The 18679-nt window shown below is 66.2% G+C and carries 21 protein-coding genes and 1 tRNA gene; 11 read left to right on the top strand and 11 right to left on the bottom strand.

Features of this window, described 5'->3' with window-relative positions:
• Nucleotides 1–1962 (bottom strand): ATP-dependent DNA helicase, encoded by a 1962-nt coding sequence (locus MKK62_RS00840; protein WP_240262849.1) that lies wholly within the window; start codon nucleotides 1960–1962, stop codon nucleotides 1–3.
• A gap of 20 nt (nucleotides 1963–1982) precedes the next feature.
• Nucleotides 1983–3257: a nicotinate phosphoribosyltransferase gene (locus MKK62_RS00835; protein WP_240263887.1), complete on the bottom strand. Its 1275-nt coding sequence runs from the start codon at nucleotides 3255–3257 to the stop codon at nucleotides 1983–1985.
• A 99-nt stretch (nucleotides 3258–3356) separates the two neighbouring features.
• Between MKK62_RS00835 and clpS the strand changes: the two genes are divergently transcribed.
• The 8 genes from clpS to rdgB all read left to right on the top strand — a co-directional run bounded on the left by clpS (nucleotide 3357) and on the right by rdgB (nucleotide 9197).
• Entirely contained in the window at nucleotides 3357–3659 is a 303-nt protein-coding gene (clpS, locus tag MKK62_RS00830; RefSeq protein ID WP_240262850.1) for an ATP-dependent Clp protease adapter ClpS, read from the top strand.
• A gap of 6 nt (nucleotides 3660–3665) precedes the next feature.
• Nucleotides 3666–4238, top strand: coding sequence for an oxidative stress transcriptional regulator AosR (gene aosR / locus MKK62_RS00825; RefSeq protein WP_240262851.1), 573 nt, complete (start codon nucleotides 3666–3668; stop codon nucleotides 4236–4238).
• Nucleotides 4235–5263, top strand: a complete 1029-nt coding sequence (locus MKK62_RS00820; protein WP_240262852.1) for a P1 family peptidase — start codon at nucleotides 4235–4237, stop codon at nucleotides 5261–5263. Before aosR ends, MKK62_RS00820 begins: the two co-directional genes overlap by 4 nt.
• Before the next feature lie 89 nt (nucleotides 5264–5352).
• Nucleotides 5353–6006 carry a rhomboid family intramembrane serine protease gene (locus tag MKK62_RS00815; protein ID WP_240262853.1) on the top strand — a complete coding sequence of 218 codons (654 nt, stop codon included), beginning with the start codon at nucleotides 5353–5355 and terminating at the stop codon, nucleotides 6004–6006.
• Between the two features lie 10 nt (nucleotides 6007–6016).
• Nucleotides 6017–6850 (top strand): glutamate racemase, encoded by an 834-nt coding sequence (gene murI, locus MKK62_RS00810; protein WP_240262854.1) that lies wholly within the window; start codon nucleotides 6017–6019, stop codon nucleotides 6848–6850.
• A 59-nt stretch (nucleotides 6851–6909) separates the two neighbouring features.
• Nucleotides 6910–7683, top strand: coding sequence for a cyclic nucleotide-degrading phosphodiesterase (locus MKK62_RS00805; RefSeq protein ID WP_240262855.1), 774 nt, complete (start codon nucleotides 6910–6912; stop codon nucleotides 7681–7683).
• 78 nt (nucleotides 7684–7761) lie between these two features.
• Nucleotides 7762–8541 carry a ribonuclease PH gene (gene rph, locus MKK62_RS00800; RefSeq protein ID WP_240262856.1) on the top strand — a complete coding sequence of 260 codons (780 nt, stop codon included), beginning with the start codon at nucleotides 7762–7764 and terminating at the stop codon, nucleotides 8539–8541.
• A 50-nt stretch (nucleotides 8542–8591) separates the two neighbouring features.
• Entirely contained in the window at nucleotides 8592–9197 is a 606-nt protein-coding gene (gene rdgB, locus MKK62_RS00795) for an RdgB/HAM1 family non-canonical purine NTP pyrophosphatase (protein WP_240262857.1), read from the top strand.
• A gap of 5 nt (nucleotides 9198–9202) precedes the next feature.
• On the opposite strand, the gene MKK62_RS00790 is transcribed toward rdgB, so the two are convergent.
• Complete coding sequence (locus tag MKK62_RS00790; RefSeq protein WP_240262858.1) at nucleotides 9203–9529, bottom strand: DUF3817 domain-containing protein; 327 nt, start codon at nucleotides 9527–9529, stop codon at nucleotides 9203–9205.
• Nucleotides 9526–9909 (bottom strand): hypothetical protein, encoded by a 384-nt coding sequence (locus MKK62_RS00785; RefSeq protein WP_240262859.1) that lies wholly within the window; start codon nucleotides 9907–9909, stop codon nucleotides 9526–9528. The genes MKK62_RS00790 and MKK62_RS00785 overlap by 4 nt, the downstream gene beginning before the upstream one ends.
• An 83-nt stretch (nucleotides 9910–9992) precedes the next feature.
• Here MKK62_RS00785 and MKK62_RS00780 point away from each other — a divergent pair.
• Nucleotides 9993–10075: transfer RNA gene (locus tag MKK62_RS00780), tRNA-Leu, on the top strand.
• A 47-nt stretch (nucleotides 10076–10122) separates the two neighbouring features.
• Here the strand turns inward: MKK62_RS00780 and MKK62_RS00775 are convergent.
• Nucleotides 10123–11301 (bottom strand): IS481 family transposase, encoded by a 1179-nt coding sequence (locus tag MKK62_RS00775; RefSeq protein WP_240258629.1) that lies wholly within the window; start codon nucleotides 11299–11301, stop codon nucleotides 10123–10125.
• 194 nt (nucleotides 11302–11495) lie between these two features.
• Between MKK62_RS00775 and MKK62_RS00770 the strand changes: the two genes are divergently transcribed.
• Nucleotides 11496–12248, top strand: coding sequence for a thioesterase family protein (locus tag MKK62_RS00770; protein ID WP_240263888.1), 753 nt, complete (start codon nucleotides 11496–11498; stop codon nucleotides 12246–12248).
• A gap of 48 nt (nucleotides 12249–12296) precedes the next feature.
• On the opposite strand, the gene MKK62_RS00765 is transcribed toward MKK62_RS00770, so the two are convergent.
• A complete protein-coding gene (locus tag MKK62_RS00765) occupies nucleotides 12297–12884 on the bottom strand; it encodes an MPT63 family protein (protein WP_350355770.1) in 588 nt (195 codons plus the stop codon).
• A gap of 282 nt (nucleotides 12885–13166) precedes the next feature.
• On the opposite strand from MKK62_RS00765, the gene MKK62_RS00760 reads away from it, so the two are divergent.
• Nucleotides 13167–13310: a hypothetical protein gene (locus MKK62_RS00760; protein WP_240262860.1), complete on the top strand. Its 144-nt coding sequence runs from the start codon at nucleotides 13167–13169 to the stop codon at nucleotides 13308–13310.
• Between the two features lie 6 nt (nucleotides 13311–13316).
• Here the strand turns inward: MKK62_RS00760 and MKK62_RS00755 are convergent, their stop codons facing one another.
• From MKK62_RS00755 to MKK62_RS00735, 5 genes are all read right to left on the bottom strand, one after another.
• Nucleotides 13317–13739, bottom strand: coding sequence for a lipoprotein LpqH (locus tag MKK62_RS00755; RefSeq protein WP_240262861.1), 423 nt, complete (start codon nucleotides 13737–13739; stop codon nucleotides 13317–13319).
• A gap of 84 nt (nucleotides 13740–13823) precedes the next feature.
• On the bottom strand, nucleotides 13824–14666 hold the full coding sequence (locus MKK62_RS00750) for an SDR family oxidoreductase (RefSeq protein WP_240262862.1): 843 nt from the start codon (nucleotides 14664–14666) through the stop codon (nucleotides 13824–13826).
• A 177-nt stretch (nucleotides 14667–14843) separates the two neighbouring features.
• Entirely contained in the window at nucleotides 14844–16166 is a 1323-nt protein-coding gene (locus MKK62_RS00745; RefSeq protein WP_434085007.1) for a TetR/AcrR family transcriptional regulator, read from the bottom strand.
• 224 nt (nucleotides 16167–16390) lie between these two features.
• Nucleotides 16391–17479 (bottom strand): acyl-CoA dehydrogenase family protein, encoded by a 1089-nt coding sequence (locus MKK62_RS00740; protein WP_240262863.1) that lies wholly within the window; start codon nucleotides 17477–17479, stop codon nucleotides 16391–16393.
• Nucleotides 17476–18633 (bottom strand): acyl-CoA dehydrogenase family protein, encoded by a 1158-nt coding sequence (locus MKK62_RS00735; RefSeq protein ID WP_240262864.1) that lies wholly within the window; start codon nucleotides 18631–18633, stop codon nucleotides 17476–17478. The genes MKK62_RS00740 and MKK62_RS00735 overlap by 4 nt, the downstream gene beginning before the upstream one ends.
• Between the last annotated feature and the right edge of the window lie 46 nt (nucleotides 18634–18679).

Genomic DNA, 18679 nt, shown 5'->3' with positions numbered 1-18679 from the left:
CTAGCTGGCCTTGGTCAACCGCTGCAACGCCGCTCGCACGGCCGCCGCGTCGGTGGTGGCCCAAAACGGCGGCAGCGACGCCCGCAGGTAACCGCCGTAGCGGGCGGTGGCCATCCGGGAGTCGAGCACCGCGACCACCCCGCGGTCGTCGGTGCCGCGCAGCAGCCGGCCCGCGCCTTGAGCCAACAACAGCGCGGCGTGGCTGGCCGCGACCGCCATGAAGCCGTTGCCGCCGGCCGCGGCCACCGCGCGCTGGCGGGCCGACAGCAGCGGGTCATCGGGCCGAGGAAACGGAATGCGGTCGATGATCACCAGCGACAGCGACGGGCCGGGCACGTCGACCCCCTGCCACAGCGACAGCGTGCCGAACAGTGACGTCTCCGGTTCGGCGGCGAACCGCTCCACCAGCGTGGTAGTGGTGTCGTCGCCCTGACACAGCACCGGTGTGGACAGTCGCTCGGACATCGCCTCGGCGGCCGAGCGCGCCGCCCGCATCGACGAGAACAGCCCGAGCGTTCGCCCGCCCGCCGCGGTGATCAGCTCGGCGATCTCGGTCAGCTGTTCGGCCGTTCCGGTGCCGTCTCGGCCGGGCGGCGGCAGCTGGGCCGCGACGTAGAGGATCCCTGACTTGGCGTGCTGGAACGGTGAGCCGACATCGATGCCGCGCCACGGTGTTTCGCTGTCGGCCAATCCCCACGCGGCGGCCATCGCGTCGAAGGAGCCGCCGACAGTCAGCGTCGCCGAGGTCAGCACCGCGGTCACGTCGGCGAACAACCGGGTGCGCAGTAGCCCGGCCACCGACAGCGGCGCGACCCGCAGGAAGGTCCGCGTCGAGCCGCGGTTCTCCTCGTGGTCGAGCCACACCACGTCGGTGCGGTCGGCGATTGCGGGCCCGAAGGCCGACAGGATTCGCGTTGCCGTGTCGGCGATGTCGAGAAGACTGGCCACTGCTTCGTTGCGGGCCGCCGCGGCTTTGGGGTCGGTCGGCGAGGTGTCGATGGTCGAGCGTGCCGCGTCGGCCGTGTCACGTAGCGCGGTGAGCTGGATTGCCAACTCGTCGTCGAGGTGGTCCATCCGACCGGCCGGCGCGTTCTGGATGAACGTGATGAACGCGCCCGACATGCGTTCCCAGCGCTGCAGCATCTCGGGTTCGACCAGTTGCGCGATCCGTCGTGACGCGATGCCCAGCGATGTCGCGGTGAGCTCGCCGGTGGCCACCGCGGTGACCCGGTCCACTAGGTCGTGCGCCTCGTCGACCACCAGCAGCCGGTGCTCGGGGAGCACGGCGCTATCGGCGACGGCGTCGATGGCCAGCAGCGCGTGATTGGTGACGACGATGTCGGCAATGCCGGCTTTGGCGCGCGCTTTCTCCGAGAAGCAGTCGGTGCCGAACGGGCAGCGGGCCATCCCGAGGCATTCCCTGGCCGACACGCTGACCTGACCCCAGGACCGGTCGGCCACACCGGGTTTCAGGTCGTCTCGGTCGCCGGTATCGGTCTCGGACGCCCACTCGGTGAGCCGGAGCACCTCACGGCCCAGGGCCGACGCGGCCTGCGGCCGGAACAACTCCTGCGGCTCCTCGGCAGCGTCGCCGGCCGAGCCGTTGTGAATCTTGTTCAGACATAAGTAGTTCTGGCGGCCCTTGAGCAACGCGAAGCTGGGTCTGCGGGGCAGCGTCTCGGCGAGCGCGTCGGCAAGTTGGGGTAGGTCGCGGTTGACCAGCTGGCGCTGCAGGGCAATGGTCGCGGTCGACACCACCACCGGCGTGTTGTCGGTGATCGCACGGTCGATCGCCGGAACTAGGTATGCCAGTGACTTCCCGGTACCAGTGCCGGCTTGTACGGCCAGGTGCTCGCCGGAGGAGAAGGCGTGCGCGACCGCCTCGGCCATCTCCAGCTGACCGGTTCGTTCCTTGCCGCCCAGCGCGGCCACCGCAGTGGCGAGCAGCTGCGTCACCGGCATCGGCGCGTCGTCGGGCGTGGCTACTCCTGGTGGTCGGTCGGCGGCCGCCGGGCCGGGATCTGCGTGGTCGGGATCGCCGGGTCACCGTGCGACAACATCAGACCTTCCCACGGCAAGCTTCGCAAGCCCGATGCCACCAGGTTGCGCGCCGCGGCCAGATCGGTGTTGGCAACGATGTCGCCGTCGCGCACCAGCGGGACGGTCAGCATCCGCGACGGCCCCGACGTGGTCGGCGGCTGGCCCGCCGGAAACACGATCTCCTCGGTGATCGTGCCGCTGGCGCGGGCCAACCGAATCGCCTCCTTACGACCACCGTGCGACTCCTTGCGCGAGCTGCGCTTCTCGACCGGGACCCCGTCGACCTCGACCAGCTTGTAGACCATGTTCGCGGTGGGCGCCCCCGACCCGGTGACCAGCGAGGTGCCGATTCCGTAGCTGTCGACGGGCTCGGCGCGCAGCGCCGCGACGGCGAACTCGTCGAGATCACCGGAGACCACGATGCGGGTCCGCTCCGCCCCAAGCCGGTCCAGTTGTTCGCGGACCTGCCGGGCCAGCACACCCAACTCGCCGGAATCGATGCGGACGGCGCCGAGGTCGGTGCCGGCCACCGCGACGGCGTTGGCCACGCCGGCCGTCACGTCATAGGTGTCCACCAGCAGCGTGGTGCCGGTGCCCAGCGCGGCGACCTGAGCGGCGAACGCGGCGCGCTCGTCGGGCCCATGCGCACCGTCGTAAAGCAGCGTGAAGGCGTGCGCGCTGGTGCCTTCGGCGGGCACGCCGTAGCGGCGGTGGGCTTCCAGGTTGGACGTCGCGGCGAACCCCGTGAGATAGGCCGCGCGGGCCGCGGCGACGGCGGCGCGCTCATGGGTGCGCCGGCTGCCCATGTCCATCAACGGCCGCTCCTGGGCGGCGCTGACCATCCGGGCTGCGGCCGAGGCGATGGCGGTGTCGTGGTTGAAGATCGACAGCGCCAGCGTCTCGAGAACGACACATTCGGCGAAGCTGCCGCGGACCGAAAGCACCGGCGAGTGAGGAAAATACAGCTCGCCTTCGGCGTAGCCGTCGATGTCACCGGCGAACCTGAAGTCGCGCAGGTACGCCAGCGCGTCCGGTTCGAGGAATTCGGCCAGCGAATCGCAGGCCGCGTCGTCGAACGTGAAATCGGACAGGGCTTCCAGGAAGCGGCCGGTCCCGGCGACCACGCCGTAGCGGCGGCCAGCGGGCAGCTTGCGAGCGAACAACTCGAAGACCGACCGGCGATGTGCGCTGCCGTCGCGTAGCGCCGCCGCCAGCATCGTCAGCTCGTACTTGTCAGTCAGCAGCCCGGTGTAGGCCGGCTCGTTCACCCCGCAACCGTATCGGTTGGGCGGGCTCGGCTCGCTATCCTGTTGACCATGGTTGCGTCAGCCCCGACCAAACCCGGAACCACCGGGCAGCGGGAGGCAGACACCGTCGAGTCCACCGCCGCGCCCTGGGTGACCATCGTCTGGGACGATCCGGTCAACCTGATGAACTACGTGACTTATGTGTTCCAGAAGCTGTTCGGCTACAGCGAGCCGCATGCCACCAAGTTGATGCTGCAGGTGCACAACGAAGGCAAGGCAGTGGTGTCCTCTGGCAGCCGTGAATCCATGGAGATCGACGTCACCAAGCTGCACGCGGCCGGGCTCTGGGCCACCATGCAGCAGGACAACTGAGACCGGGTGCGTAAGTGGAAGCGGGTCGACACCGCTGAGGGTGCCCGTTACCGGTCCGCGCTGGATGCCCATGAGGCCGCGCTGCTGAGAAATTTGGTCACGTCGATGATCGGCCTGCTCGACGAGCGCGAATCATCGACGCCGCAGGACGAACTAGAGCAGATCACCGGCATCAAGACCGGTAGTTCCGAGCCGCCGGACAACGCGACACTGCAGCGATTGCTGCCCGATTTCTCCAAGCCCGATGACGCCGATCCCGAGGCGACCGCCAGCCTCAATGCGGCCCTGCGCAACCTTCACGAGCCGGACATCATCGATGCGAAGCGAGTCGCGGCGCAACACCTCTTGGAGACGCTGCCGGATCGTGGTGGCAAATTCGAGTTGACCGAAGACGCCGCCCACGCATGGACCGCATCCGTCAACGATCTGCGTCTGGCCCTGGGCACCATGCTCGACATCAAGCCCGACGGCCCCGATCGGTTGCCCGACGATCACCCGTTGGCCGCGCATCTCGACGTCTATCAGTGGCTCACCGTCCTGCAGGAGTACCTGGTCTTGGCGTTGATGGGCCCGCGATGAACGCGATCACCGACGTCGCAGGCATTCTCGTCGGTCAGCACCACCGGTTGGACTCCGACGCGACCATGGGTGCCGGTTGGGCGAGCGGAGTCACCGTTGTGCTGACGCCGCCCGGCACGGTCGGCGCTGTCGACGTGCGTGGCGGCGCGCCCGGTACCCGGGAAACCGACCTCTTAGACCCGGCCAACAGCGTGCGCTACGTCGACGCGGTATTGCTCGCGGGCGGTAGCGCGTTCGGGCTGGCGGCCGCCGACGGCGTCATGCGGTGGTTGGAAGAACGCGAGCGCGGCGTGGCGATGACAGGCGGTGTCGTGCCGATCGTCCCGGCCGCGGTGATCTTCGATCTCGAGGTCGGCGGGTGGACCAACCGCCCGACCGCCGACTTCGGTTACAACGCCTGCGAGTCGGCCGGTGCCGACGTTGCCGTCGGCACGGTCGGCGCCGGGGTGGGGGCGTGCTCGGGCGTGCTCAAGGGCGGCGTCGGGACCGCGTCGACGACCCTGCCCTCTGGGGTCACCGTGGGCGCGTTGGTGGTGGTCAACTCCGCGGGCAACGTGGTCGACCAGACCACCGGCCTGCCGTGGCTGAGCTATCTGGCCGACGAGTTCGGGCTGGCCATCGCGCCCGACGAGCAACTTGCCGAGCTGGCCACGCTCGAGTCGCCGCTGAGCGCATTGAACACCACGATCGCCGTCGTCGCGACGGACGCGGCGCTCAGTCCCGCAGCGTGCCGACAGGTGGCGAACGCCGCTCACGACGGGCTTGCCCGGAGTATCCGGCCCGCGCACACGCCCGTCGACGGCGACACGGTGTTCGCGCTGGCCACCGGCGCCATCGAGGTGCCACCACCCGCCGATGTACCCGCGGCGTTCTCACCGGAGACACCGCTGGCGACCGAAGTGGGCAGTGCGGCCGCGGACTGTCTGGCCCATGCCGTCGTGGCCGCCGTGATCGCCGCCGACCCAGTCGCCGGCATCCCCACTTATCGCGGTTTGTTGCCGGGCGCTTTTGCCGCGCGCCGGTAGCGTGAACCCAGCGGGGGTTGCGGTGGAAAGGCAGCGATGACCCACGCCGGCGATGATGCAGAGCGCAGCGATGAGAAGGAGCGGCGCCGATGACCTCAGCGAGCCGGGCGCGGCAGCCGAAGAAAAAGCGGTCCGGATTCGTCGTCGGTGGCATCACGATCCTCGGCTTCGTGGCGTTGCTCTACGTCGTCGAGGCGTTCGATCAAGTCAGCGGACACCGGCTCGACGAGAACGGGATCCGCCCGCTGGAGACCGACGGCTTGTGGGGCATTCTGTTCGCTCCGCTGCTGCATGCGAATTGGGGTCACCTCGCAGCCAATACCGGGCCCGCGCTGGTGCTGGGTTTCCTCGTCGCACTGACGGGGCTGTCCCGATTTCTGTGGGCGACGGCGATCATCTGGATTGTGGGCGGACTCGGCACGTGGGTGATCGGCAACTGGGGGTCGTCGTGCGGCCTGGAAAGCGATCACATCGGCGCCTCGGGCCTGATCTTCGGCTGGCTGACCTTCCTCTTGGTGTTCGGCTTCTTCATCCGTTCCGGCTGGCAGATCGTAATCGGGCTGGTGGTGCTGGTGCTGTACGGCGGGGTGCTGTGGGGTGCCGTGCCGGTGCTCAACGTGTGCGGCGGGGTGTCGTGGCAGGGGCACCTCTGCGGCGGCATCGCCGGCGTGCTCGCCGCCTATTTGCTGTCGAACCCGGAACGCGAGGAGCGCGAGCGGCGGCGTCGAGCCCCGCAGCGATAATCGAGTCGACATGATTAACGCACTTGCACCCATCGGGGTGTTCGACTCCGGCGTCGGCGGGTTGACGGTGGCCCGCGCGATCATCGACCAACTGCCTGACGAGGACATCGTCTACGTCGGGGACACCGGCAACGGCCCCTACGGGCCGCTCACCATCCCCGAGATTCGCGCCCACGCACTAGCCATCGGCGACGACCTCGTCCACCGCGGCGTCAAGGCGCTGGTCATCGCGTGCAACTCGGCGTCATCAGCCTGCCTGCACGACGCGCGGGAGCGCTACGACGTGCCCGTCGTCGAGGTGATCCTGCCCGCGGTGCGGCGTGCGGTCGCCACCACCCGCAACGGCCGCATCGGCGTGATCGGAACCCAGGCCACGGTGGCTTCCGGCGCCTATCAGGACGCGTTCGCCGCCGCGCGCGACACCGAGGTCACTGCGGTGGCGTGCCCGCGGTTCGTCGATTTCGTCGAACGCGGGATCACCAGCGGTCGCCAGGTGCTTGGGCTGGCTGAGGGGTACCTGGAACCGCTGCAACGCGCCGGCGTCGACACTCTCGTGCTGGGCTGCACTCACTATCCGCTGCTGTCCGGCCTGATCCAGCTGGCGATGGGCGACGCGGTGACGCTGGTTTCCAGCGCGGAGGAGACGGCCAAGGAACTCCTTCGGGTGCTGACCGAACGCGACCTGTTGCATCCCCATCCCGACCGTCCCAACGCCCCTGCTCCGCTGCGCGCGTTCGAAGCCACCGGTGATCCGGACGCCTTTCTCGCCCTCGCGGCGCGGTTCCTGGGACCGGCGATCACCGGCGTCGAGCCGGTCCACCGACACATCGCGGCATCCGGCTGACTTACTCGCCAGTAAACAGGGGATGTTTTCAACAAGTTGAGCCTGGGCATGGCACAGTAGTGACCGTGCGAATCACCGTGCTCGGCTGCTCTGGGAGCGTCGTTGGCCCGGATTCGCCGGCATCGGGTTATCTGCTTCGAGCACCAGACACTCCGCCGCTGGTCATCGACTTCGGGGGAGGCGTGCTGGGCGCACTGCAGCGCCACGCCGATCCCGGTTCGGTGCACGTGCTGCTGTCGCATCTGCACGCCGATCACTGCCTCGATGTGCCGGGGCTGTTCGTCTGGCGCCGCTACCACCCGTCTCCGCCAGAGGGCAAAGCGTTGCTCTACGGTCCGAGCGACACCTGGTCACGGCTTGGCGCGGCATCCTCGCCGTACGGCGGCGAGATCGACGATTGCTCCGACATCTTCGACGTACACCACTGGGTCGACGGCGAGTCCGTCGCGATCGGTGCCGTCGAGGTCACCCCGCGGCTGGTGTGTCACCCGACCGAGTCCTATGGCATGCGCTTCACCAACGGCGCCGGTGCCACGTTCGTCTACAGCGGCGACACCGGATACTGCGACGCGGCTATCGAACTCGCTCGCGGCGCTGATGTCTTCCTGTGCGAAGCGTCGTGGACCGATGCGCCGGACCGTCCGCCCAACTTGCACCTGTCGGGCACCGAGGCCGGGCGGATCGCCGCGGCGGCCGGAGTGGGGGAGTTGTTGCTGACGCACATCCCGCCGTGGACGTCGCGCGAGGACGTGATCAGCGAGGCCAAGGCCGAGTTCGACGGCCCGGTGCACGCCGTGGTGTGCGGCGAGACGTTCAACGTCGGCCGCGCCTGACGCCGCGCCGGGTGGAATTGCGCGGCTCTGCCTCATCGCGCTCCGCGCTCTGCATCGTCGCCGCGCTAGGGTGACGGCGTGTCCAAACGTGAAGACGGCCGCCTCGACGACGAGCTTCGACCGGTAACCATCACTCGCGGGTTCACCGCGCATCCCGCGGGGTCGGTCGTGATCGAGTTCGGTCAGACGAAAGTCCTGTGCACTGCGAGCGTCACCGAGGGCGTGCCACGGTGGCGGAAGGGCACTGGGCTGGGTTGGCTGACCGCCGAGTACGCGATGCTGCCGTCGGCCACCCATACGCGGAGCGATCGTGAGTCGGTCAAGGGCCGGCTGTCGGGACGCACCCAGGAGATCAGTCGACTGGTGGGCCGATCGCTGCGGGCCTGTATCGACCTGGCGGCGTTGGGGGAGAACACCATTGCCATCGACTGCGACGTGCTGCAGGCCGACGGTGGAACTCGTACCGCCGCGATCACCGGCGCCTACGTCGCCCTGGCTGACGCGGTGACCTACCTGTCGGCGGCTGGCAAGCTGTCCGATCCGCGGCCTCTGTCGTGTGCGATCGCCGCGATCAGCGTCGGGGTGGTGGACGGCCGGGTCCGTGTCGATCTGCCCTACGAGGAAGACTCCCGTGCCGAGGTGGACATGAACGTGGTGGCCACCGACACCGGGACGCTGGTCGAGGTCCAGGGCACCGGTGAGGGCGCCACCTTCCCGCGCTCGACGCTGAACAAGCTGCTCGATGCCGCCGAAGGGGCGTGCGAAAAATTGTTCGTCGCACAGAACGAGGCGCTCGCTCTGCCGTATCCGGGTGTGCTGCCTGAAGGTGCAGCACCGCATAAGGCGTTCGGCAGCTAGACCCCCGGGACGATGCAGAGCGCGCAGCGCGCTGAGGAGGGGCGTGCGCAGTGACCCGATTGCTGGTCGCGAGCCGCAACGCGAAAAAGCTCGCGGAACTTCGTCGGGTGTTGGACGCCGCCGCGGTATCCGGCCTCACCCTGGTGTCGCTCAACGACGTCCCGCCCTTCGACGAGGCGCCGGAAACCGCTGCGACGTTTGAAGATAACGCGTTAGCGAAGGCCCGCGACGGGTTCGCCGCGACGGGACTGCCCACCGTCGCCGACGATTCGGGGCTGACGGTGGACGCGCTGAACGGCATGCCCGGTGTGCTGTCGGCGCGGTGGTCGGGAAACCATGGCGATGACGCCGCCAATACCGCGCTGCTACTCGCGCAGATGCGTGACGTTCCCGACGACCGTCGGGGCGCGGCGTTCGTCTCGGCGTGCGCACTGGTCTCCGGTTCCGACGAGGTCGTGGTGCGCGGCGAGTGGCCCGGTGCCATCGCCCGTGAGCCGCGGGGCGACGCCGGCTTCGGCTACGACCCGGTGTTCGTCCCGGACGGCGGGAACCGCACTGCGGCGCAACTCACTTCTGCCGAGAAAGATGCCGCCTCGCATCGTGGTCGGGCGCTGGCGTTGCTGCTGCCGGCCCTACGCGCGCTAGCGGCCCATTGAGCTGCCTACGTTAAGTTGAATTGTGCCTTGACGTTTCGAGTCTGGAAGTGTTCGACGATCACCCCGACCAGCGGGATGGTTCCGGCAAGGAGCACGCCCACTGTTTTCGCGATCGGCCAGCGAACCTTGACGGCGAGGTTGAACGCCGCCAACACGTAAGCGAAATACACCCAGCCGTGCACGATGCCGATCCACGTCGGCGGGTTCGGCACCTTGATCACGTAGTGGACCACGATCTCGTAACACAGCGCGATCAGCCAGATACCGGTCGTCCACGCCATCACCCGGTAGGCCAACAGCGGGGTACGGATGTTCTGGCCGGCTGTCGTCATGCGGTCGTCCTGTTCTGCTTGTTGTCGTTGTCCGCCTTGGCGAGTTCGGCCAGATAGGCGTTGTACTCGCGGAGTTCGGGGTCCTCGGCGTCGGGCCGCGCCGCTCTGGGCCGTTCCGGTAGCAGCCCCTCCGGTATCTCCTTGACCGCGTTGGTGTTCGGAAGCTCGGGCGGCGCTTCTTCGTAACGCACGAATTTGCGGTAGGCGTAGACGCAGAATGCGGCGAACGCCGGCCACTGCAAGGCGTATCCGAGGTTTTGGAATGTGCCCGACGTCGACTCGAATCTGGTCCATTGCCACCAGCCCAGCGCCAGGCACCCAGACGCCGCGACGATTACCAGCGCGATCAGCGCAGGTCTCCGACGACGCGTAGTGGACATTCCTAGACGGTACCTCGGGGGCTGATTCGGTAGCCATGGGCGAGCTTCGTCGACAAGCCAAAGCGGTACGATCGCGGGGCATCGCGGGCGTGATGGAACGGCAGACATGCCGGCTTTAGGTGCCGGTGCTCGAGAGAGCGTGAGGGTTCGAATCCCTCCGCCCGCACAATGTGATGAGTCGAGTCATAGGTGACAGATGAGTCGCGTCATGGGTTACAGATTCCCCGGCCATCGGCCGGGGTTTTTGTTTTGGTTGCGCCAGTAGTTTGTGTCGGCGTTGATGTGGTGGCTGCTTAGGACGTGGTGGCTGGTTTTGCTGATGACGGTGACGGTGGTGGTGGTCACCAGGATCAGGACTGAGGTGCCGGCGTGGATGCGGCCGACGCCGAGGTGGTGCAGGCGGCTGCCGTGGCGCAGGGTGAGTTTGCCGAATTGGTCGACGGTGTCGCGGCGGATGCGGAAGTGTCGGCCGCTGGTGTGGGTGGGGCCGGCTTTGGGGCGGGCGGTGTAGGCCTGGGCTGGGGTGGTGGCTGGTGGTAGGGCTCGGTGGGTGCGTTCGGTGTTGTAGATCGTGGTGAAGTCGTTGAGCAGGATTTGGGCGGCGGCGATGGTGGCGGGTCGGGGCCGGGCGGACAGCCAGCGTTTGAGGGTTTGGTGGAAGCGTTCGATTTTGCCTTGGGTTTGGGGGTGTCCGGGGTGACCGTTTTTCTGGGTGATGCCCAGGCTGTTGAGAAGGCGCTCGAAGTCGTTGTGGCCGTGGGTGAATCGGGAGGTGTAGACCGAGCCGTTGTCGGTCAGTGTGGAGGCCGGTAGTCCGTGGGTGGCGGCGGTGGCGGTGAAGCTGGCGACGATATCGGGACCGGCGACGCGGCGATAGGCGGTGCAGTACAGCAGGTATCGGGAGTGGTCGTCGAGCCAGTTGAGGATCTCGATGTCGCTGCCGTCGGCCAACCTCCAGTGGGTGAAATCGGATTGCCAGCATTCGTTGGGTTGCTCGGCGGCGAAACGGCGATAGGAGCTTTTCGGGCGTTTACGGGGTGCCGGGACGATCAAGCCGTGATGGCCCAAGATGCGCCGGATCGTGGAGACCGCCGGCACCGGCAACCCTTGCTGGGCCAGATGGTGCTGCAACGTGACCGGACCGGCGTCGAGGCCCTCGGCGACGAGCTTTTCCCGTAGCAGCACGATCGCGGCGATGACCTCATCCGAGACCGCCCGGGGGTTGCTGGCAGGGCGTCGCGACCGCGGCTCAACCGCTTCCAAACCGCCGAGCTGATAACGCTTGAGCAGCCGATAGATATGTTGCCGCGACAGCCCGTAAGCCGAAGCAGCCGCGGTGACGGTGAGGTTTCCGCTGACGACTTCCAACACGACCACACGCGCTTTCGACATGAGCCATGACTGTCACCTATGACGCGACTCATCACCGGACATCGCAGGTGTAACCCATGACGCGACTCATCTGTCACCTATGTCGTGAACTCACACACCTCCGCCCGCACAAAAGAGCGGACCTGCCCGCTCCCTAACATGAGCGGGTGGACGCATTTTTCACCGCCGACGGTGACTTCTATGTACCCGGGGAGATGACCCGCGGGCCCTGGGGCTTGACGATGGGTGGCCAAATCGTCGGCGGTCTTCTGGGGTGGGCACTGGATCCCCACGGTGATGACGAACTCCAACCAGCGCGGCTGACCGTCGACCTGTTGCGCCCGGTGCCCATCGAGCCCGTGACAATCGAAACGTCGATACAACGCGAGGGCCGGCGCCTCAAACTCGTCGACGCAGCAATGTTGCAGCAGGGCCGTGTCGTAGCGAGGACCAGCGCGCTGTTCCTTCGTCGCAGCGCAGCGCCGGACGGCGAAGTGTGGACGGGACCGGTGACGATCCCGCCGCGGCCTGACGATGCCGGTCCACCTGACACAGACATGCCGTTCGAGATCTGGACCTACAACTCCGATTCCGACAGCGGCTCGTCAGGCATGCCGCCGCCCGAGTGGGAGAAGCCCGGCGTGCAGAAGTTCGCTTGGGCCCGCTTGTTTCGGCCGATGGTGACGGGCCATCCGCTCACACCGTTCACACGTGCGGCGTTCGCTGGTGACATCGTCAGCTCGCTGACCCATTGGAGCACAGCGGGTTTGCGTTACATCAACGCCGATTACACCGTGGCAATCAGCCGTCTACCCGACGGCGAATACGTTGGGTTGGCCGCTCAGAGCTACTACGGCTCCGATGGCGTTGGCTCCGGTTCGGCGACCATCTTCGACGCCGCGGGCCCGATCGGCACCGGAACGGCGTTGGCGCTCGGCCAGCCTCCCGGATCGTTTCAACCAAGCTGACGACAAGTCTCCCTCAGCCGAAGGCCGAGGGAGACTTGTCAATTCGACTTAGGTGCCTGTGGCCGGCGCGGGAAGCGCGCCCGGCGCGGGTCCGGCGTTACCCGGCTCGTTGGGTCCGGCCATTCCCGGCTGGCCCGGCGTCATTGCTGCCGGCCCATTAGGCGTCGAACTTCCCGGCACGTTCGACGTCCACATCAGGATGTCCTGCAGGCCGTCGTTGTAGACCACGCCGTTCGGCGGCGCACCTGTCGCGTCGAAGTACAGCGTGCCCTTCGACTCGCTGCCCTGCGGAATCGGCGCCGGGTTGAGGCCGTTCGGCACTTCGACGTTGTCGACCAACTTGTAGGTCTGGCCGTTCGGACCGCGCGCGCTGAAGTCTCGTACCTGCGGGGTCACCAGCCCGCCGTCCGAGCGGACGACGACGTCAGCCTGGTACAGCGTTCCCTTCGGCGTGAAACCAGGGATCGTGACGTTGCTTGGGTGCAGGTTGCTGACCGTGTAGTTGGTGATCATCGGCCCATCGATCAACGGTTCGCTGGTTCCGAATCCCTGAATGTTCGGGGCGGCAGACGCGCTTCCCGCGGTGGTCACGCTGATCGCGGCGATGCCCGCCGCGCCAATAGCTGTCTTGATCATTGTCGCTGACTTCACGATGGGCTCCTTTTCAGCTCCCTGTCGTTTGAACGCACCATTGCGGTGCAAATGGCGATTGTCGAATAGCCCTGACCCTTGGAATTCAAACGCTGTCATATTGCGCTGAGGCGAATTCATGGCTTCTGAGCTGCGTAAATAACGATTCATCGAATTGCTGTGAAAGGCAAATCAGGTAACTTCAACAACACGAGTAACACTTCGAATGGGCGTCGCCCGCCTCAATTCTTAATCGCCGTCAGCCCTCGGACTGGCACCATTGCGGGTATGAACGCCGCGATTGTGGTGCTGTTGATCTTGATAGCCACGGGTATCGTCGCAGCCCCGCTGATACGACTGCGAGCCTATTTGAAGAATTCGACGCCCGCGCAGGAGTTCCAGACCCCGCCGCCGGACGACGACCCGCAATAGCCAGGATCAGCAGCCCACCTCGACGGAGAACGGCTTCGTCACCGACACGTGTGTATCATTGAGCTGCGACCCGGCGGCCGTTCCGGTGATGGTGTAGACGTCCTTGACCACGCGGATCGTCGCCTCGCCGGCGCCCGAATTGGCGACACCGGAGAACCCCGCGAAATTGTCGATATTCACCGATTCGACCTTCGGTTTGTCCGGGTCCAACCGCAGCAGCACTTTGACGTTCGCCGGTGCCACGCTGATGTTCGCCGTCAGTAACCAGTTGACCTGGTTGCAGGTGATCGCATGCGACGTGCGGCTGGTGTTGTCGACCGTGATGTGGGCTGTTCTCTGCGTCGACTTGTCGTCCGGCGTGAAGCATCCCGCGCATGGCACCGCGACCAGTGCCACGGTCGCCGCTGCGGCGACAAGCCGGTGATCCACCGGGCACCTCCCCACGCGAGCAGATCTAGTTGGCACTGTTCTATCAGCCTGCGTGCGTCCGGGGGAGTAAACGTGCACCGAGGACTAACCGAGTGAGACTCGGCCCATGAGCAGGTCGATGATCGGCTTACCGGCGGCGAACGTTCCGGTGTTCGACGAGCTCACGTGTCCGTAATCGACCAGCAGGGTCACGCCATTGATGCCGGCGGCCGCGTCGCTGTTGAGGAACGCCATCACATTGCCCATCTGCTCAGGCGTGTGTGTCGCGGTGCCGGTGGCCTCCCGATAGTCCTGCGCGAACGACAGCCATAGGTCGGCGTTGGCTCTGGCCAACGGGGTGTCGGTCGGACCCGGGCAGATGGCGTTGATTCGAATTCCCTTGGCCAAGAACGGGAATGCGTGCGTCGCGACGTAGGCGTTGATTGCTTGTTTGCTGGTGCCGTAGTGACCGAAGTTGTCCGCTTCGTGGGCCTTGACCCAGGCGTCGGCGGACGCGAAGTCCGGGGTGGCCAGGAATTCCTGTAGCCGGGGCAGGTCGGTTTCCCATCCGATGCCCGCGACCGACGAGATGAAGCAGATGGCCCCGCCGCGGCCCAGCTGACCGTTGGCGACCAGTTTGTCGATCAAGTGCCGATGTCCGATGAAGTTGATCTTCATCAGGTCCGGACCGTCGGCGATGCCGGCTGCGGAGAACACCGCATCGACGGGCCCGCCGATCTGTTCGAGCGCGTTGTCGATCGATGCCGGGTCGCGAAGGTCGACCTGAATGCCGCGTCCGAGCCCGGCGTCGACCGGTGCGTAGTCCAGGTTGATCACCTCGGCGCCGAGATCACCGACGATCTTGGCGGCAGCGGCGCCCATCCCGGTAGCTCCTCCGACTACGAGCGCCGTCTTGCCGTCATAGCGGAACTGATCGATACCACTCATCTCATTCCTTTCGCAGGGCGCCGGCCGCGAGCCCGATCGGCCGACGAAGTCTGGATGTCAACAGGCGGTGAGCCTCGGATGCGACGGTGAAGTCGATGGCACAGATTCCGACCCGACGCACTCCGCAAGTATGCGGGGGTGATCGCGTCTACCGGTGAGTATCGGAAATTTTGGTTGTCAGATTTGGGTGGAAGTGTCACGTTCCGCGGCACCGCGGACGAGAGTGTCACGCGCGTTGACCAGTGCCGCGTCTTTGCCCTGGGTCCGCACGATGTTCTCCGGCATCCACAGGGCGTCCATCACGTAGCGCGCCAGCATCGACAGCGACGGCGGGTCCTCGATACGGATGTCACCCGACTCGATGCCTTCGGACAGCAGGGCCCGCAGTTGTCGCAGCCGCATGGTGAACGCCAGTCCAGGGTTAGGGGTGTTTGGCGGCGACTGTCGCATCCACGCCAGCTGGATCTTCCACTCATCGGGAAACTGGTCCAGCGCATTGATATTGACCCAGCTCAACGCATCCAGCTTCTCCACCGGCGTGGCATCCGTGCGCAGGACGCTGGCGAAGCCGCCCCCGGCCTTCTTGCCGAAGGACTCCATGATCGAGGCGAGGAGTTCGTCCTTGGACCCGATCAACCGGTATACCGTGCCGGTGCCCAAGCCTGCCGCGGCAGCGATGTCGCGGATCGTGGTGACTTCGTAGCCCTTTTTCCCGAATTCGGCACGCGCCACCGAACGCACATGCGCAGCCTTATCGTTGCTGTCCGACTCGCCCTCGTCGGCCCACGTCTTGATGGCGGCCTCGGCGGCGGCAAAGGCGCTCGAGTCGTTCAATTCTCGATTACTGTAATTGCGACTGGCCAAGCCGTGCAGCATGATTCGGCACATCACCACCGCGGTTTGATCGGCCGGGCCGGTGTGCCTGATGATGTCCAGTCCGACGTGCATCATGGTCTGGCAAATGCGGTCGGCAAGCGTCGGTAGGTCGATTTCGGATCGGATGAAGCCGCTCCACCTGCCCGCACGCAGTGTCTGCAGCATTGCTTGCTGGACGGCGGTGGGTGGATTCTGTAGCAGTTCGACGAGTTCGGGATTCGCGCTCGGCGCTTCATAGAACGACATCTGCAGTGCCGCCCGGTGTTGCACGGCGCAGCGTGCTATTGCCGATCCCAGTTCGACAATTTTGTCCGCCACCGAACGGGGGTCGGCTTGGTCCAGTCGCTCGTGGGCGATTTCCCCGATGCGGTCCAAGTCGGCGTAATACCGCCGGACGAGTTCGACGAGGATCGCTTCCTTCGATTCGAAGTGGTGGTAAAGGCTCCCCGGCAGGATGCCGGCCGCCTCGGCGATCTCCTGCAGCGACGTGCGCAGGCCTGACGAGGCAATCAACGATGCAGCGGTGTGCAGGATTTCGGTACGACGAGTGCCGTCGTCGTATGCGCTTCCGCGCTCTGCTTTCTCGGTGGTCTGCCGGGCGTTGCCCCGTGCCCGTGGCGTCACGCGCGACCGCCGGGCGTTGTCGGACGGGACAGGCGAATCGGCATCGGCCAAGTCTAGGCGTGCGGGGGGTGGTGTCTTCGCAGCCTCGGCTGCTTGCTGAAGCCCCACAACACCTCCACAGCCCCAACCGGTACCCGCATGACTGCTGAACGAATATTTGGTTTCACGCTACCAGGCGGTTATGCAGGGTGAATGGTATTCGCAGGCCCAGGTCGGGTCGGTGGTCAACCCAGAACGGCGGCAGCGAACTCCGCACCCAGCTGCACCAGGTAGCGGTCGGACCCGTCCAGAAACGCGTTCCAGCTCAGCAGGCGCTTGAGATAGAGGTGCGCATCGTGCTCCCAGGTGTACCCGATGCCGCCGAACAGCTGAATGGCCGTGTCGCCGACGGCGGCCAGTCGGCCCGCGAACGCCTTGGTGCGCATGGCGGCCGCATGTCGCTCGGGCCGGTCACCGGTGTCGGCGGCCCACAGCGCGTGGATGACACCGCTGCGGGCCAGTTCGACCGTTTCGTACATGCCGACGCACAGGTGCTGGACCGCCTGGAAGGCGCCGATCGGCTGGCTGAATTGCCTTCGCACTTTGGCGTATTCGATGACGAGATTCAGTAGTGCCCTAGCCGCACCGAGCGCGTCGGCGGCCCACGCGATCGTCACGTCGTCGACCAGAGCCTCAAGGTTCTCGTGGCTCACGCTGCCCAGCCGTTGTGCCGTGACATCGTCGAGAGTGACGTCAAATCGCTTGCGCGTTTGGTCGATCCCCGCCTGCAGTGTGCTGGTGATTCCATCCGCCGTGGGTTGGATCGCGAAAAGTCCTGTGCCATTGCGATCGTCGGCCACGACCAGCAATACGTCGGCCGAGGCAACATCCCACACGCCTTTGATCGCGCCGCGCAGCCCGTCGTTGACGACGGCCGGGCGAGGTCCGTGCAGCGGGCCGACGGTGGCAATGGTCGAGCCGTCGGCGATCCCGGTGAGCAGTGGTGCCGCCACGTCGAGCGGCACCTCGAAGCGGGTCAGGGCGCGGGCCGCGGCGACGGCGCTGGACAGCCAGGGCCCTGGATACAGTCCGGCGCCGAGTTCTTCGGCTACGACACCGGCCTCGACCATCGTCATCCCGGCGCCATCGTGTTCCAGCGGTACCAGCAGTCCGGTGACGCCGAGATCGGCGAGGCCACGCCACACCACGTCGGTGGTGCCGGTGTCGTCGTCCAGCATCGGGCGGACAAACGTTGATACGGAAGCTCTTTCGCTGACAAAAGCCCGCACAGTATCTCGCAGCGCGATCAGTTCTTCGGACAGTTCGAGATTCATGAGCGAGGCAAGCCCAAAATTCGTTGGGCGGTGATGTTCTTGTTGATCTGCGTCGTGCCGCCGGCGATGGTCAGCGAACGCGAGGTCAAGCGATAGTCGGCCCAGCGGCGTCCGGCGGGGTCCATCCCGATCAGGTCGAAGGCGAGTGCCGCGATGTCTTGGCCTACCTCTCCCCAGATCGTCTTGGCAATGCTTGCCGTGCCATACGCATCGCCACCGTGCAGGATCGCCGAGATCGACCGCTGGCACAGCACCTCGAGATACTTGATCCGTACCGCGATTTCGCCGAGACGCCTAAGCGTCGCCGGGTCCTCGAGGACCGGCCGATTGTCGATCTTGACGTCGGCCAGATCGGTGACCAACTCTTGCAGCCGATTTTGCATCTCGGTGTAAAGCCTTGCGGCTCCCGCTCGTTCGTGACTCAGCGTGGTGGTGGCGATTGCCCAGCCGCCGTTCTCGGGGCCGAGCAAAGCGTTCGTGGGAACCCGGACGTCGTTGAAAAACACCTCCGCGAAGTCTGCCTCGCCGCTCATCGTGACAAGCGGCCTAACCTCGATGCCAGGCAACGACATGTCGAGGATCAGACACGAGATGCCCTTGTGCTTCGGCGCCTCCGGGTCGGTGCGCACGTACAGCTGACACCACTGGGCCCTGTGACCCAGCGAAGTCCAAATCTTCTGACCGTTGACGACGAAATGGTCACCGTCGCGGACGGCGCGAGTGCGAAGCGAGGCGAGGTCGGAGCCGGCTTCCGGTTCCGACATCCCTTGGCACCAAATGTCGTCGGCGCGCATCATCCGCGGCAGCAGCGTGCGCTTCTGTACTTCGGTCCCGTACTGCATGATCGCCGGCGCGATGTTGTTCATCCCGATCACGTTTAGGTGGACCGGGACCCTGGCGCGGGTGGTCTCCTCCGCGCAGACCAGCTGTTCGAGCACCCCCGCCCCGCGACCGCCGTACTCCTGCGGCCAAGAGACCGCGGCCCAGCCCGCGTCGGCCATGGTCGCGTTCCATGCTCGGAGCGTCTGGAACGCGGCTTCGTCTTTACCCCGGCCGCGGTTGGCGGCGATGACCTCGTCGGTCAGGTTCTCGGCCAGCCACGCGCGGAGTTCCTTGCGGACCTGTTCCACCTCTGGTGGGTATGAGAAATCCACTTTTCCTGCTGGCCTCTGGCGATTGACGACGGGCAATGGCGAACTC

The sequence above is a fragment of the Mycobacterium paraterrae genome (assembly GCF_022430545.2).
Classification (GTDB): Bacteria; Actinomycetota; Actinomycetes; order Mycobacteriales; family Mycobacteriaceae; genus Mycobacterium; species Mycobacterium paraterrae.
This window is presented reverse-complemented; position numbering and strand designations above follow the sequence as displayed.